Here is a 15,019-nt window from a genome sequence, read left to right as displayed (position 1 = left end):
ACCCTATCTGGCGGTTCCCCCTGCGAGGTTTCCCGCAGCAGCAGCTGTGGGAAGGTGGGGAAGCGGCGAGACGACAGCTCGACGGGAGATGGGAATGGCGAGGACGGGGTGGCTGCGGCCACTGACGCTGCTGCTCGCGGCGGGTCTGGTGGCGGCTTCGGCAAGTGTGGGTGCCGCCGCTGACGAGACGGCGAAGTTCGCCGGCAAACCGATCGCGGGCGGGGTGAGCATGCAGCGCGCGACCGAGGTGGAGCCCGGCGTCTACACCGTGCTCACGCCCGAGGCCGGTGAGCGGGTCTTCTTCGACATCGAGCGAACCATCCCCGGCTCGACGATCTGGTACGGCGCCTCGGTGGACTACCCGGAGGGCGTGAAGGGCAACCTGCTGCTCCAGGCGTATGCCGACGGTGACAGCACCGAGTCCTGCGACCGCGACTACTTCGTCGGCGACTTCGAGAAGCTGCGGCTGCGGACCTCGGTCTACACCACCGCCACCAATCCCGCCTGCCGGTCCGCCGAGTCGATCGTGCTCGCGCTCGGCGCGTTCGAGACCGAGTTCAAGGACGACGACGACCGCCCGGTCACCCAGCTGGTGGTGTGGGAGGAGCCGCCGGTGGAGGACGCGAACAACCTGCCGGCCGCCACCTCCGCGGTGAGCTGGCAGGAAATGCCCGAGCCGGGCACCTCGAAGAATGCGGTCGCCGGTACGTCGTACTCCGACGCGCCGCTGCTGAAGGACGACGAGCCGGTGACGATCACGGCCCAGCCCGGCGAGCCGACGCTATTCCGGGTGCCGTTGGACTGGGGCGAGCACGCCCAGGTCGTGGCGTCGTCGACCACCGCCGCCGTCGGTGACGACACCGCCACGATCGAGGCCGACTGGATCAGCCCGCTGGGGGGCGCGGCGCCGGTGAAGGCGTCCTCGGGAGGGCCGTCTCCGGACCTCGACCTGACAACCGACCTGGAGACCGAGCCGGCCGGATGGGCCTCGCCGATCGTCGCGTGGAGCAACCGGCAGCTCACCGGTGACGGCGGGTCGCCGCTCGCGCTGGCCGGTGACTACTTCCTCAGCATCAAGGTGCCCTACGCCAGCCTCCCGGACAGCGGCGTCGAGATCACCCTGCAGAAGAAGACGTTCGACGACTACACCGACACCCCGCCGACCTACACCGAGGACCCGTTGCCGCTCCCCGAGCTCACCACCGGCGCCAGCCCGGAGTCCGAGGAGGACGAGCGGCCGTGGCCGACGGTGCTGATGCTCCTCGGTGGCGCCACCGTGTTCACCGTCGCCGGCCTGGTCGGGCTCGGCGTCGGCCGGAAGGGGCGGGCATGAGGCTTCGACTCCTAGGGCGTGCGTTCGCCGGATCCGCACTCGCCGCGGCGATGGCGCTGCCGGCGTACGCCGCGCCGGCGGCGCCGGCGCCGGCTTCTGGGTCAGTGGCCGCCGACGGCCTAACCAGGGTCAACGGCGGCCCGAAGGGCAGCCAAGCCGCGGTGGTGAAGGTCGGCCGCTACCTCGACAAGACTGAGAAGCCCAACGACGGTGAGTTCCACTTCAACGTCTACAAGGTGAAGCGGACGGTCTCGAATTCCACGATCCAGATCGGCATCACGCTGCGGCCCGAGAAGTACGTGCCCGGACAGCGACTGCAGGGGCTGCTCGGCTATTCGGACCCCAAGAACAACAAGGACCTGATCATCTGCCGGCGCCTGAAGTGGGACGTCGAGAGCCGCCCGCAGGCGATGCCGCTGGCCACCCAGACGTTCTTCTCCAACAACGCCTACAAGGAGTGCGGCTCCCGCAAGGAGCTGCTGTTCGGCTTCACCGCGGGCTCGGAGTCGCGGGTGCCGGAGGGCACGCCGTACGAGTTCTCCGTGGCCGAGCTGCCGCCGGTGACCAACCTCAGCAAGCTGCCCTACCCCAGCGCTCCGGACTGGGCCGACCTGCCCCTGGACAGCGACCCGACCGTCAGCTCCAGCGGCGGGGCGAGCATGTCGGAGGCGGTGGTGCTCGGTACCACCTCGACCACGCACGTCGACCTGCCGCTCGGCCGTCCGACCTGGTTCGCGGTACCGCTCAAGGAGCGCGACCACCTGCAGGCGGTGGCCGAGACCAGCGCGGGTGAGGAGGCGGGCTTCGGCGCGGCCGTCGAGCTGCGCATCGCCGGCCCGCTCGGCGGCCTGATCAACACCGATGACGCGTCGACCGCGCCGCCGCCGTACACGCCGTCCACGAACCTGACCAAGAACCGCACCCGGGTCTCAGCGATCAGCTGGCGGGTCTCGCCGCGGAACCTGAGCGAGAACTCCGACTACTACGGCAGCAGCAAGATCGTGACCAGCGCGGGGATCGCCGGCTACTACTACCTGGTCCTCTACGTCCAGAAGCTCCCGGCCGCCAAGGTGGACAGCATCCCGGTCACGCTCTACTCGAAGAGCTTCCAGGTGGTGCCGTACGGCGACTCCCCGGCGCCCATCTACCGCGGCAAGGCGCCGGCCTTCCCGGCCCCCGTCGGCGGCAAGCCGAAGGCGTACGACCCGAGCGACGAGCCCACCGACGAGCCGACCGAGTCACCGACGGACGACGAGGTTGACGAGGCTGACGAGGAGACCGGGAGCGGCAGCGCCGCTGCCGAGGAGTCTGACCGCAACGAGGTGCTCTGGGGCCTCGGCGGCATCGGCCTCGGCGTATTCGGCGTCGGCCTGATCTCCGGGATCGTCCTCCTGGCTCAGCGCCGCCGGACGTAGCTTCGGCAACGTGGCAGTTTCACTAGGTACCTAGTGAAACTGTCCCTCCCCGCGCGAAACATCGCGTGGGATGGGACAGGAACGGACGGGCAGTCGACTCGGGCTCAGGCCAGCAGCATGACCAGCGCGGCGATGCTGAGTGCCAGCGCGACGGCAAAGCAGATCATCGAGATGGTCGTGGCCGCGCCGCTGACGGCGGCGGACCGGTCGCCGGGGTGGGTGTTGGCGTAGCGAGTGCCGGTGCCCTGCTGCTGACCCGGGCGCTGGCCGCCCTGCCACTGCGGAGGCGGACTGGACAGGTGCGACCCCGGTGCTTGTGAGTACGCCGCGGCGCCGGGACCACCTTGCGGAGCGCCGACCCCGGACGGCACCGCCGACCGGTCACCGGACTGCGGGCCGGACTGGGGTCCGGGATAGCTCTGCTGCGGGGGCGGCACGTCGCCGAGCTGGTCGAAGACCTCCGGCGGCTCCGGGTCGTCCTGCCAGGGCGCGCCGGTGGGTACGCCGAGGTGCCGCAGCCAGTCGAGCGCAGCGGCGGCCGTCGGCGGCCGGTTCTCGGTGTCCTCGCTGGTGAGCGCCGCGAGCAGCGGCTGCAGCCGGCCGGGAGGCGGGCCCTGCTGCTGGCGCGGCGCGAGCCCGGTGAGCATCTGGATGGCGACCACGCCGGCGGCGTACAGGTCCTGCCGCGGATCCGGCGAGGCGCCGTGGATCTGCTCCGGCGCCATGTAGCCGTCGGTGCCGATCGCGCCCGGGAACCGGGTCAGCCGCACCTCGTCGATCAGCGCGGCGACACCGAAGTCGCCGAGCCGGACGTGCGGGCGGCGGGTGCCGGTGGCCTCGAGCAGCAGGTTGGCGGGCTTGATGTCGCGATGGACGACGCCGGCGCCGTGGACGGCGGCGAGCGCCTGCAGGGTCTGGTCGAGGATGACGGCGACGTAGCTCTCGGGGAGCGGACCATGGTCGCCGAGCAGCGTCTGCACCGAGCCACCGCGGACCAGGTCCATGGTGAACACGACCAGGTTGTCCTCGGCGGCCCAGCCGCTGGGGGCGACCACGTGCGGGTGCTGGATCCGCACCGACTGCTCGCGCACGAACCGCAGCAGCATGCCGCCGTCGTGCTGCCCGAGGACCTTCGCCGCCACGAAGTTCTGGTTGCGCAGGTCCCAGGCGCGCCAGACCGAGCCCATGCCGCCCGACCCGATCTGGTCGACCAGGACGTAGCGACCGGCCAACGGTGGATTGCTCATGCCAGTCATCGCGCTCACCTTACCCATCCGCACGCGCCGTACTCCCGCCTGTTCTGGCGGCTGTGGAGAGCGCAGATTTCGAGCCCTCGCCGCCCGGCTGCTAGCCTGGCGTGTCTTTCGTCCGCGCGGCCACCGACGGCCGTCGCCCGACTGACAAGCCCCGGCCTCACGGCGTACGCCGAAAGCCGGAGCAACGCACAGCCCTCCTGCCACGGAGAGACCGTGGCCGCCGAGTCCAGAGGAGGTGGAGACCGCTTTGCGTGCCTATGAAGTCATGGTCATCCTCGACCCCAGCCTCGAAGAGCGCACCATCGAGCCCGCTCTCGAGAAGTACCTCAACGTGATCCGCAACGACGGTGGCACCGTCGAGAACGTCGACGTCTGGGGACGTCGCCGGCTTGCGTACGAGGTCAAGAAGAACGCCGAGGGCATCTACGCCGTCGTCACGCTCCAGGCCGAGCCGGCCACGGTCAAGGAGTTCGACCGTCAGCTCGGGCTCAACGAGCAGATCCTGCGCACCAAGGTGATCCGCCCGGACGCTCACTGATCGTTACGCCGGAGGTGGCGACTCGTTGAAGCCACCTGTGGAAAACGCCCCACGGTCCTTTCGGATTGTCGGTGCCGCCGTACACGATGTGACGCAACACCAACTGGATCGAATCTAGGAGACCTGACATGGCAGGCGAGACCGTCATCACGGTGGTCGGCAACCTTGTCGACGACCCGGAGCTGCGCTTCACCCCCTCGGGTGCGGCCGTGGCCAACTTCCGGATCGCGTCGACGCCGCGCACCTTCGACAAGCAGACCAACGAGTGGAAGGACGGCGAGGCGCTGTTCCTGTCCTGCTCGATCTGGCGGCAGGCCGCGGAGAACGTTGCGGAGTCACTGCAGCGCGGCATGCGGGTGGTCGTCCAGGGTCGGCTGAAGTCTCGTAGCTACGAAACCCGCGAGGGTGAGAAGCGCACGGTCTTCGAGATCGAGGTCGAGGAGGTCGGCCCGTCGCTGAAGTACGCGACGGCGAAGATCACCAAGACCACCCGTTCCGGCGGCGGCGGTTTCTCCGGCGGCGGCGGTCAGCAGGGCGGCGGCCAGCAAGACCCATGGGCCACGCCCGCTCCGCAGGGTCAGCCTCAGCAGGGTGGCTGGGGCGGCCAGCAGGGTGGCGGCCAGCAGGCTCCGCAGGGTGGTCAGCCGGCTCCGGCCGGCGGCGGCCAGCAGGACCCGTGGGCCGCGCCCGGGGTGGGCACCGAAGAGCCCCCCTTCTGATCCTGAACAAGCACAGTCCAAGTCAGCCAACCATTCCGGCGCGAGCCGGGCTCTGAGAAAGGGAGCACCACAATGGCCAAGGCAATCATTCGCAAGCCGAAGAAGAAGGTTTGCCAGTTCTGCAAGGAGAAGGCGACCGGCGTCGACTACAAGGACGCTACTCTCCTTCGCAAGTTCATCTCGGACCGCGGCAAGATCCGCGCCCGTCGGGTGACCGGCAACTGCGTCCAGCACCAGCGCGACGTGGCCATCGCGGTCAAGAACGCCCGCGAGGTCGCGCTGCTGCCGTACACCTCGACCGGTCGCTGAGCCAGGACGGAGACGAACACCATGAAGCTCATCCTGACCCAGGAAGTCGCCGGCCTCGGCGCTGCCGGTGACGTGGTCGAGGTCAAGGACGGCTACGGCCGTAACTACCTCGTGCCTCGCGGCGACGCCATCCGCTGGACCCGCGGCGGCGAGAAGACCATCGAGTCGATCAAGAAGGCCCGCAACTCGCGCGCGGTCCGCGACCACGACCACGCCGCCGAGATCAAGGCGAAGCTCGAGGCCGCTCCGGTCAATCTGTCGGTTCGCGCCGGCGACTCGGGCCGCCTGTTCGGCTCGGTCACCGTCACCGACATCGCCGGTGCTCTGTCCGAGGCCTCGGGCGAGAGCGTCGACAAGCGCACGATCGTGGTCGGCAACCCGATCAAGTCGCTCGGCGCCCACCAGGTGTCGGTCAAGCTGCACGACGAGGTCTCCGCCACGGTGAACCTCAACATCGTCCCCAGCTGACGCCGTACGACGAAACGCAGGGCCGCTCTCCCGTGAGGGAGGGCGGCCCTGTGCCGTTTCAGAGCTGTCTATCCGAGCGGGGCGCCGCCGAAGCTGAGCAGGTTTCCATCGGGGTCGCGGAAGATGGCCTTGCGGACGCCGTTCTCGTAGGTCTCGCGCTCGGCGGGCTCCAGCCCGCGCTCGGCGATCTGGGCGAGTCGCTCGTCGAAGTCGCCGGCGAACACGGTGTGGGTCGCATGGCCGGCGTGCTCGGCGAGCTTCTCGATCACCAGGTACCGGTGCTCGGCGAGCTCCCACACCGCCTCGGTGTCATTGGGCAGGAAGCTCGGTGGCGTACCGAGCAGCTGTTCGTACCACCGGGTGGCGGCGTCCAGGTCGGTGACGGGGAGGCAGGCAAAGAGATCGAGGGCCACCCGGTCAGCGTAGGGGCCTTCAGCGGACGACGACGCCGTCGATCCGCACCGGTTTGTCGTGGGAGACCACCACCAGCGAGACCTTGCCGCTGGTCGTGGGCAGTGAGCCGGAGCGGACCACGATCACGTTGAGCAGGCTCGCCTCGGGCGCCTCCAGGCTGATCGGGTCGCCGTAGTCGACGCCGTCGATCCGTACTTGCACCGTACCGAGCGCCGGTCCCTTCGGCACGATCAGCCGGATCTCGCTGAAGCTCTCGAAGCGGCGGCTCAGGGTGGCGCCGTTCGCCGTGGCCTGGAGGTAGTCGCGACCGAAGTGACCGTCCGCCGGCACCTCCGCCCAGTGCGCTTCGCGCTGCTCGGGAGTGCCGAACTGGTTGTACGGGACCGTCCAGTGCACGTCGCGCGGGGTCGGGTCGACGTTGCCGGCGCGGTCGGTCGCACGCGCCCAGAAGGTATGCGTCCCGGGGGCAAGCGGGCCGAGGTCAAGGTCGCCGCCGGCACACGGCGCCGCCTCACCGGCCTGTCGGCATTCCCAGCGGACCGCCGGCTCGCTGGCCGAGAGGTGCAGGGTGAGCCGCTTGCTCAGCAGGACCGGGAAGCCCGGCGTCACCGGATCGCGCGGGAGCCCGGACAGCGTGGTGTCCGGCGTCGTGGTGTCGATCCGCACCGCCGACTTGGCGGGGCTGGCGTCGGTGTCGTCGACGTCGTTCGGAGCGACCGGGTTCGGGTAGATGAAGGCGCGGTCGGCGGCGTCGTACGCGCGGACCCGGAACGTGTACCGGCTGGCGCTGTCCGGCAGTTCGTCGTACACCTGCGGGCTGGTGCACGGTCGCCAGCCGTGGCTCTTGGCTGGCCCGTCGAACCGGCACTCGAACGCCATCGGGTCGGTGTCGCCGTCGTTGACCACGCTCCGGAACTCGTAGCGAACCTGGCTGGTACGCAGCCAGCCGTGGTCCGGGCGCGGCCGCACCCGGGTGATCTTGGTGTTCGGCGGAGTCCGGTCGTCGCACAGCGGTGTGACCGGCCCGAGCGGACCGGACTCGTGCTGGCAGGCCGCCTTGGACGGCCCGCCCGGGTACAACGAGCGGTCGGCGGCTGCGAGGTGTCCGAGCTGGAGCGCGGTGGTGATGCCGACGACGATTGCGGCGTACGACGCGACCCGACGCGCGCTGAGCGTGTACAAGCGTGACCTCCATGTCCCCCACTCCGTCAACGGGAGCGCTGGACACAGGTTACGTTTGCAACCATTTGAGCGTTAAGCCCGAGTTAGGGCATTTGCCTACTTTCGGGCATGGAACTCGATCTCGGCGATCGCGGTGTGGCTGCCGGATACCGAGCCGGGGTATGACGACACGATCTCGATCTTGACCTGGGTGATGTTGTTGCCGGTGACGTGGAACTGGTCGGAGCCGAGCTCGTCGTCGAGCTCGATCGTCTTGACCCGGTTGGAGCCGTCCTCGCTGGTCAGGATCAGCCGCAGCTCGCGCGGCCGGCCGGACTTCAGGTACGCCTCCTCCTTCTCGCCGTCCACCCCGGGCGTGATCAGCACGTAGACCAGCCGGAACGGGTCGGCGAACTTCGTGACCAGGGACTCGCCCTTGCCCGAGCCGCTCTTGGCCGGCGCCCAGTAGCTGTCGCTGAGCCCGTCCCGCGCCGCCCCCGGGCCGTGGCCCCGCAGCGAGCTGGACGCCGTCATCCCGGTCGGGTTGACCGGGTCGGTGCCCTTCACCCGGTCGATCACCACGTCAACTGCGCCGCGGACGTAGCCACGCGCGAAGTAGCCGCCGCCGCCGATGAGGCCGAGCACGACCAGCCAGGTGAGGAGCTGGCGCGGCGACCTGCGCGGCGACCTGCCGGACGGGCGCATCCGGCGGGGACGGGCACCGGCCTCGCGAGCCGCCTTGGGACGGCGTGCGAAGAGTCGCCGCCACCACGAGATCTTCACGACGGGCGCGTCGACGAGGTCGTGCCCGCACCGGCGACAGAACTTCCGGGCCGGCTTGTTGCCGGCGCCGCACTGCCCACAGATCACGTCGCCCGGCTGCAGCGGCTGGGTGTCGCGCTCCGGCCGCCTGGTGATCCGGGGTGCCGCGACCCCCGGCTGGACAGGGGCCGGGTTGTTCGCCGACGGCGCCGCCGCTGGTACGCGCGGCTGCTGCGGTGGTCCGGCCGGTCGCGCCACGGCGGGCGGCGGTCCGGACGGCGGCCTGGCGGCGGGCGGTGGTCCCGCGGGTGGTGGCCCCGTCAGCGGGGGTCGGGCCGGCGGAGGTCCGGCAGGTGGCGGCCCGGCGGGTGGTGGCCCGGTCGATACGCCGGGATGTGGCGCGCTCGGGATCGGCGGCACGACCGTTCGCGCATGTGGAGGCACAGCCGGCGCGACGGGAGCCGGTGGCCGGTCGACGGCGCTGGTCAGCGGCGCGACCACGCGGCGGATCAGCGACACCTTGGCCGGCGCCGGTGCGGGCGCCGGAGCCGGAACGTGTTGCAGAGCCGGCGCGGGTGCAGGGACAGCGCGCTGCTCCCACTCGAGGTAGGCGCCGCACTCGCCACAGAAGTCCTCGTCCAAGTCGGTGGGCGCACCGCACTCAGCGCAGACCTGAGTCATCGTCCTCATCCCTTTCGCATCGAGCCGATGCCGGCGGCAACCTCGTAGGTGTAGGCGACGTGGGCAGGCTTGACCGCCTCGACCAGCGACTCCACGCGCCGGCTATCGATCTTGTCGGGGTCGCCGACGACCAGCCGCAGGTCGACCTGGGGCGCGGCCTTGCCGGGCAGGGTGCCGCCCGGCTTCGCCGACCAGGTGCAGCCGCCACTGTCGTCGGCCTCGACCGCGGCGCCGAACGCCAGCTCGAGCGCCTCCATCAGCCCGGCCCGGGTGCCGCGCCGGCGATGGACCAGTGCGGCGCCGGCGACGATCCGGCGACGCTGCTCAAGACCCCAGGCGTCGTCCAGCTCGACCCCGACCCAGCCGGAGAGCCAGTCGAGGAAGTCGGCCGGCGCGAGCTCCGGGTCGACGTACGCCGACAGGCTGTCCAAGGTGGTGATGATCGGCGCGAACCCGTCGTCGAATGCGGACACGAACCGCTCGCCGAACTCGCCGTCCTGCAGCACACCGGGCAGGCGCTGCAGCAGCGGCACCGGGCTCTCGAGGCCCTCGATCCGGCCGCGACCGCCCCGCTCGTCGTCACCGAAGGCACGCTCGTTCATCGCCGCTCACCCGCCCCGCTGCACGCGGATCTGGTGCTGGTAGGAGAAGACGATGCCGTTGCGGTCCAGCTCGATCCGCTGGGTCGCCTCGCCACGCTTGCCGGTGATCGGGTCGGCGCCGAACAGCTTCACCTCGTCGACCAGCTCGGTACCCGGCAGCCGCTGGAGTACGGCGTACACCTCACCCGCCTGCACCGGCCGGCCGAACGGCCAGCCGTCACCGTCCGGCCCACCCGTCAGCGGGTCGAAGTAGCGGTTGAGCGCCACCCGGGCCTCACGCGCGAGCTCGTCGGAGGATGCCCGCGGCCGAGCGACCAGCTTCGCCACGACCGTGACGCCCTGGTAGAACGGCGGCTCCACCAGCACTCGGGCTCCGATCGTGCGCCGCTCGTCGAGGTAGCCCGAGACCGCCTCGAGCATCTCGGGCGGCGGCACCAGGTCCTCGAACCGCAGCTGGCCGTCCAGGTCGACCGACGCCGACGGCACCACCAGCACCCGGATGCCGCCGGCCTCCTTCGGCGTCTGAGCGGGTACGGCGCGCACCCGCGCGATGCCCGGGGCGGCATGACGCGCGAGCTGCTCGTAGTCCTCCGGGGTGACCGCCCGGTCCCGGGTGCGCAGCGCCAGCGGCCCGCGCACCTTGGCCTCTTCAATTGTCTCGGCGGCAACACCCCCAATCGCGGCTCGCCGGTTCTGGACCCGGTCGATAAGCGGCACCGTAGTCCGCAGCACCGACACCGTCCCGGCCGCGACGTTCCCGGAGGGGCCGCCGCCGGTGCGGTAGGCCCGCACCCGCATCGGTGCGCCCTTCGGCGGGACCGCGCCGTACCGGCGCAGCGTTCCGTCCGACTCCCGGACCGCCGGCCCGAACCGCACGGTTCCGGTGGACCGCTCCAGGAGCACGACCTGGGCGTTGGCGTTGCTGCCGGCGAACGAGTCGACCTCGGTCCAGGTCTCCCATCCGGCGCCGGCGCCGATCTCGACCTCGAACGGGTCGCCGGCGACGACTGGCCCGTGGGCAAGCATGAACTCCTGGCCGGAGACGCCTTCGGAGAGCCCGAGCACCTCGTCGTACACAGTCTCGGCGTGCACCGCGCCCACCGTGCCGCCGATGGTGAAGCCGCTCGCGGACGTGATTGTCGGTGACGCGCTGTAGAACGGTCGCGTGTCAACCGCGGGCACCACCCGGCAGCGCAGCCAGCCTGCCCGGGTCTTTCCGATCACCGAGGCGACATGCGAAGGAGGCACATGGAGGACCACATCACCAGGGCGGTTCAGACCGCCCGTCCCATCTGAGTCGACCTCGCACGCCACCCAGTCGGTGCCGTCGAACGCCTCCCACACCAGCGGCGGGTAGAGCGGATCCACGCCGACGCCCTGCACGTCGCACTCGAAGCGGAGCGCGATCACGCAGGAGGGCGCGGCGTCGTTGAGGCCGAGCAGCAGCACGTCGTCGTACGCCGGCGGCTCGCTGAAGCACGGGAACTCGGTGGCCAGGCTGAGCTCGTCGTCGCGGGGCACGACGGGACCGCCTGCCGCCTGGGTGCGCACGTGCTCCAGCGACCGGGGCGGGATCGTGAGCTCTGCGACCGTGGAGAAGACGATCGCGTCGTCCTGACCGGTGCGCACGGTGGCGGCCTCGGCGCCCAGCGGGAGCGTGACCGGCTCCGGCTGCGGCGCGGACAGCCACGCGGTCAGGTCGACGCGCGCCGTGGTGGGCGGGTGCAGGCTGACGCCGAGCAGGTCGAGGAACGTGACGTAGAGACGGTCGGGGACCCGGTTGAGCCGGTAGAGCAGCTCGTCGACCATGAACGCGAACGTCTCGATCAACGTGACCCCGGGGTCCGACACGTTGTGGTCGGTCCACTCCGGGCACCGTTGCTGGACCATGCGCTTGGCGTCGTCGACCAGGTCCTGGAACCTGCGGTCGTCGAGATTGGGGACCGGGAGCGTCATGTCGCCTCCTCCTCGTGCGGTGGGATGACGTAGAACGGGAAGACGAGGTTGCGCGGGTCGTTGGTGCCGCGCACCGAGTACTCGATGTCGACGTACAGCACGCCGTGGTCGGCCGCGTCGAAGCGGACCACGACATCGCCGAGGTCGATCCGTGGTTCCCAGCGGTCGATGGCGACCCGGACGGCGTACGCGATGTCGCCTGCCGTCGAGGCGTCGGCGGGGGCGAAGACGTAGTCGTGCACGGCGCAGCCGAACTCGGGGCGCATCGGGCGTTCGCCCGGCGCGGTCATCAGGATCAGCCGGATCGACTGCTCGATCTCGTGTACGCCGGTCGCGAGGGCCACCTGCCCGGTCGGATCGGCGCGCATCGGGAACGCCCAGCCCGCGCCGACGAACTCCTCACCCATGTCTGCTCCACCTATCCGATCATCACGGTCGGGCAGCCGGGGGGCAGGATCGGCGCCCCGCAGCCGGACATGTCGCCGACCCGGGCGGCCGGCTTGCCGCCGATCAGCACGGTCGGGCAGCCGGGCGGGATGATCGGCGACGGCGGGTGCGGACCGGCCGGCGGCGGAAACGTGCAGGTGTGCATGTCGCCCACGCGCGCGGCGGGCATGCCGCCGATGAGCACGGTCGGGCAGCCGGGCGGGATAATCGCGCCCGGATGTGGGGTGAGGTCGCCTACGCGTGCGGCCATCGGCATTGCGCTGTCTCCTTCCGGCTGGTGGGGTTCGGCTCGTCGATCCTGGCTAGTTGATCTTCACCAGGCTGCCCTTGATGGTGGTGACGCCACTGGCGCTCACCTCGGCGGCGCCCTGGGCGGAGACCTTGACGGTGGCGCCCTTGAGCTCGAGGGCGGCGGTGGCCTCGACGCTGATGCTGTTGCCCTTGAGGCTCACCTTCCCGGGGCCGGTCGAGACGTCGACGTCCTGCTTGGCGGTCACCTTGAGCGGACCTTCGGAGACGATCTCGATCCCCTTCTTGGTCTGCTGCAGCGCGATCTTCTGGGCGCCGTTGTTGGTGCTGACGATCAACTCCTCGCCGCCCGGAGCCTCGAGGAACTCGACCTGCATGCCGGTCCGCGAGGTCCATGCCCGCCGTTTCACCGCGCCGGAGTTGGCATCGATGTGCTCGCTCCACGGCTTGTTCGGCTCGTCCTTGCCGTTGTAGAGGCCGCCGAGGATGTACGGCTGGCGCAGGTCGTCCTGGCCGAACGCCACCAGCACCTCGTCGCCGACCTCCGGAAGCACGTCCATGCCCCGCTTGGGGCCGGCCCCGGGCAGCGCCGGGCGCGCCCACCAGCTCTCGTAGGTGTCCGACAGCCAGGGCAGCTGGATCTTCACCCGGCCCCGGTTCTCCGGGTCCCTGGTGTTGGTCACCAGCGCGGGGACCACGCCCCTGATCCCGGCGTGGGGTGCCCGGTTCGCGCCGCTGGTGGTGCCGTACAAGGTGCGCTCGGAGGTGTTGCTGACCACGAACGAGGTGAGGTAGCCACGCTCCGGACCGAACTCGTGCCGGGTGCTGCTGAGCACGTACTTGCCGGCGAACGGCGCGGTCACCCCGGCCAGCTGCACGGCCTTGCCGGCCCGGAGGTCCGCGTTGCCGCGCGCCGTACCCTCCAGCTCGGCGAAGCCGCCGGCGACATGGTCGGCGAGCGACGTGGCGGCCGACGTACAGGCGTCCTGGTTGACCAGGGTCGAGATGCCGGCGAGGTACGGCGGGCTCTTGAACAGCCCGGCGAGCGACTGCGGGGTGACGCCGTCGACCTGGGCGCTGACGGTCTTGGCCGGTGCCTTCGCGATGACCGGCTTCTTGGTGGCCGGGTCCCAGCCACGGACCTCGGCCTCGGGCACCTGGCCGTTCGAGGTAATGGTGCCGCGCAGGTTGATCAGGTTGACGCCGCGCTCCAGGATCAGCGGGTTCTCGCGACTGCCCGACCTGCCGGCCGGCGCGTCGGCGGCGGGGGTCCGGCTCACGAAGTCCAGCTTGCTGGCGGTGACGGTCAGCATCCGGTCGCTCTCGGCGGCGAGCCGGCGCAGGAAGTCCCAGTCGTTGACGCCGTCCTGGGTGGCGTGCTTGATCATCACCTTGGTGGCGTCGATCTGGCCGAGCTCCAGGCCGGCCCGCTGGGCGACCTTGCGGACGATGTCGGACGCCGTCATGTCGACGTACGCCTCGACCCGGGTGCCCCGGAACAGCCGATGCGACTTGTCCAGGCCGCGCACGATCGTGTGCGTCCCGGCCTGGGTCACCTCCACCTCGAGAGCCGTGACCTCGCCGATCAGCAGCGGGTCCGGGCCACCGGGCTTGGTGGTCTGCACCGAGAGCTCGACCTTGGTGCCGATCTTGATGCTGGCCTTGGTGAGCACGGTGCCGTCGACATCGTTGAAGCGCAGCACGAACAGGTCCGGCACGTTGGTGGAGTCGTCGATGTAGCCGCCGACCAGCAGCGGTACGACGTCGGCCGGGAGCGGTGAGCCCTCGACCTTGATCAGCAGTGTGTTGCTGAACTCCTCACCGTGCTGCGGCATCGGCCAGCCCCCCTGTGCGTGATCGAAGGGGCTGGCGACCACCGGCGAGGTCGTCCAGCTTGTTGGCGGCCTGCTCGGCGGCGACCCGGTCGGCGACGTCGTCCGGACCGAGGTGGCTGCCGTCCAGGTCCTCCAGCGCCGGCAGCAGCAGCCGGGTGCCGGGCCGCAGCCGCATCGGGTCGTCGATGCCGTTCGTCGCGGCGACCGCGCGCCACAGCGCCGGCTTGCCGTACTCGCGGTAGGCGATCGCGGGCAGCGAGTCGCCCTCCAGGACCAGGTGCACGCGGTGCGGGATCAGGCCACCGGAGGACGGGTTCTGCTTCGGCGCCTCGCCGGCCAGCTCCTCCAGGGTGATCGTGCAGGTGGCCCGGATCGGCAGCCCGCCGGCGGTGAACATCGTGTACTTCGCGTTGACGCTGCTGACGTAGGCGAGGAAGCCGGTCAGCCCGCCCCAGCGGAAGATCACCCAGGGCGGCGACGCCTTCTTCGCCTGGAGGGAGGACGGCGTCGGCACCGTGCAGGCGAACAGCTTCTCGACCGTCTTCACCACGCTGCTGTCCTGCTTGGCCGAGGCGTCGAAGAACATCTCCAGGCTCAGCTTGGACGGCTGCGGTCCCTTGTACTGCGGCGGGCTGCTCTTCTTGTTGCCCTTGGCGGTCTCCCGCGACCAGCTGGCCGCCTTGGTCAGCGCCAGCTCCTTGGGGTTGAACTGGAAGTCGATCCGGTCCAGCTGAGGGCCCGGCTGGGACAGCGAGCCGTCCTTGGACGGCTCGTAGGTGAGCAGGTACGCGTGCTCGAGCTTGGGCCGCGAGCCCGGCGTACCAGGGGCGGCGCCGGCGGCTGCGGCGTCGAAGCCGACAGGACTGGAGCTCAT

Annotated in this window: 16 protein-coding genes; 6 read left to right on the top strand and 10 right to left on the bottom strand. The window is 70.6% G+C overall.

The annotated features are described in order from the left end of the window. The first annotated feature begins 94 nt into the window (after positions 1-94). Both DDV73_RS09595 and DDV73_RS09590 read left to right on the top strand, forming a co-directional pair. Positions 95-1,333, top strand: coding sequence for a hypothetical protein (locus tag DDV73_RS09595; RefSeq protein WP_109507005.1), 1,239 nt, complete (start codon positions 95-97; stop codon positions 1,331-1,333). Then, on the top strand, positions 1,330-2,748 hold the full coding sequence (locus tag DDV73_RS09590) for a hypothetical protein (RefSeq protein WP_154402686.1): 1,419 nt from the start codon (positions 1,330-1,332) through the stop codon (positions 2,746-2,748). Before DDV73_RS09595 ends, DDV73_RS09590 begins: the two co-directional genes overlap by 4 nt. Before the next feature lie 104 nt (positions 2,749-2,852). Here DDV73_RS09590 and DDV73_RS09585 read toward each other — a convergent pair whose 3' ends face one another. Continuing rightward, complete coding sequence (locus tag DDV73_RS09585) at positions 2,853-3,995, bottom strand: serine/threonine-protein kinase (protein WP_109507003.1); 1,143 nt, start codon at positions 3,993-3,995, stop codon at positions 2,853-2,855. 256 nt (positions 3,996-4,251) lie between these two features. Here DDV73_RS09585 and rpsF point away from each other — a divergent pair, with 256 nt between their 5' ends. The 4 genes from rpsF to rplI all read left to right on the top strand — a co-directional run bounded on the left by rpsF (position 4,252) and on the right by rplI (position 6,038). Next, on the top strand, positions 4,252-4,542 hold the full coding sequence (gene rpsF, locus DDV73_RS09580) for a 30S ribosomal protein S6 (RefSeq protein ID WP_109507002.1): 291 nt from the start codon (positions 4,252-4,254) through the stop codon (positions 4,540-4,542). A 128-nt stretch (positions 4,543-4,670) separates the two neighbouring features. After that, positions 4,671-5,261, top strand: a complete 591-nt coding sequence (locus DDV73_RS09575) for a single-stranded DNA-binding protein (protein WP_109507001.1) — start codon at positions 4,671-4,673, stop codon at positions 5,259-5,261. 72 nt (positions 5,262-5,333) lie between these two features. Next, a complete protein-coding gene (gene rpsR, locus DDV73_RS09570; RefSeq protein ID WP_109507000.1) occupies positions 5,334-5,570 on the top strand; it encodes a 30S ribosomal protein S18 in 237 nt (78 codons plus the stop codon). A gap of 21 nt (positions 5,571-5,591) precedes the next feature. Then, positions 5,592-6,038, top strand: coding sequence for a 50S ribosomal protein L9 (gene rplI / locus DDV73_RS09565; RefSeq protein WP_109506999.1), 447 nt, complete (start codon positions 5,592-5,594; stop codon positions 6,036-6,038). Positions 6,039-6,106: 68 nt separating this feature from the next. On the opposite strand, the gene DDV73_RS09560 is transcribed toward rplI, so the two are convergent. The 9 genes from DDV73_RS09560 to DDV73_RS09515 all read right to left on the bottom strand — a co-directional run bounded on the left by DDV73_RS09560 (position 6,107) and on the right by DDV73_RS09515 (position 15,019). Beyond that, positions 6,107-6,451 (bottom strand): VOC family protein, encoded by a 345-nt coding sequence (locus DDV73_RS09560; protein WP_109506998.1) that lies wholly within the window; start codon positions 6,449-6,451, stop codon positions 6,107-6,109. A gap of 19 nt (positions 6,452-6,470) precedes the next feature. Further along, positions 6,471-7,634 carry a hypothetical protein gene (locus tag DDV73_RS09555; protein WP_109506997.1) on the bottom strand — a complete coding sequence of 388 codons (1,164 nt, stop codon included), beginning with the start codon at positions 7,632-7,634 and terminating at the stop codon, positions 6,471-6,473. A 96-nt stretch (positions 7,635-7,730) separates the two neighbouring features. Further along, positions 7,731-9,065, bottom strand: coding sequence for an NADase-type glycan-binding domain-containing protein (locus DDV73_RS27860; RefSeq protein ID WP_154402685.1), 1,335 nt, complete (start codon positions 9,063-9,065; stop codon positions 7,731-7,733). Continuing rightward, a complete protein-coding gene (locus tag DDV73_RS09540; protein ID WP_109506995.1) occupies positions 9,062-9,658 on the bottom strand; it encodes a phage tail protein in 597 nt (198 codons plus the stop codon). Before DDV73_RS09540 ends, DDV73_RS27860 begins: the two co-directional genes overlap by 4 nt. Before the next feature lie 6 nt (positions 9,659-9,664). Continuing rightward, the gene (locus DDV73_RS09535; RefSeq protein ID WP_109506994.1) at positions 9,665-11,614 is read right to left on the bottom strand and encodes a putative baseplate assembly protein; all 1,950 of its coding nucleotides are present in this window, start codon (positions 11,612-11,614) and stop codon (positions 9,665-9,667) included. Then, positions 11,611-12,021 (bottom strand): GPW/gp25 family protein, encoded by a 411-nt coding sequence (locus DDV73_RS09530; protein ID WP_109506993.1) that lies wholly within the window; start codon positions 12,019-12,021, stop codon positions 11,611-11,613. The genes DDV73_RS09535 and DDV73_RS09530 overlap by 4 nt, the downstream gene beginning before the upstream one ends. Before the next feature lie 11 nt (positions 12,022-12,032). Then, positions 12,033-12,311, bottom strand: coding sequence for a PAAR domain-containing protein (locus DDV73_RS09525; RefSeq protein ID WP_206050785.1), 279 nt, complete (start codon positions 12,309-12,311; stop codon positions 12,033-12,035). A gap of 52 nt (positions 12,312-12,363) precedes the next feature. After that, entirely contained in the window at positions 12,364-14,145 is a 1,782-nt protein-coding gene (locus DDV73_RS09520) for a VgrG-related protein (protein WP_109507168.1), read from the bottom strand. Beyond that, positions 14,129-15,019: a CIS tube protein gene (locus tag DDV73_RS09515; protein WP_206050784.1), complete on the bottom strand. Its 891-nt coding sequence runs from the start codon at positions 15,017-15,019 to the stop codon at positions 14,129-14,131. The genes DDV73_RS09520 and DDV73_RS09515 overlap by 17 nt, the downstream gene beginning before the upstream one ends.

The organism is Nocardioides speluncae (assembly GCF_003121585.1).
Classification (GTDB): domain Bacteria; phylum Actinomycetota; class Actinomycetes; order Propionibacteriales; family Nocardioidaceae; genus Nocardioides; species Nocardioides speluncae.
The sequence above is the reverse complement of the archived record's forward strand: the minus strand, read 5'-3'. Positions and strand labels throughout refer to the sequence as shown.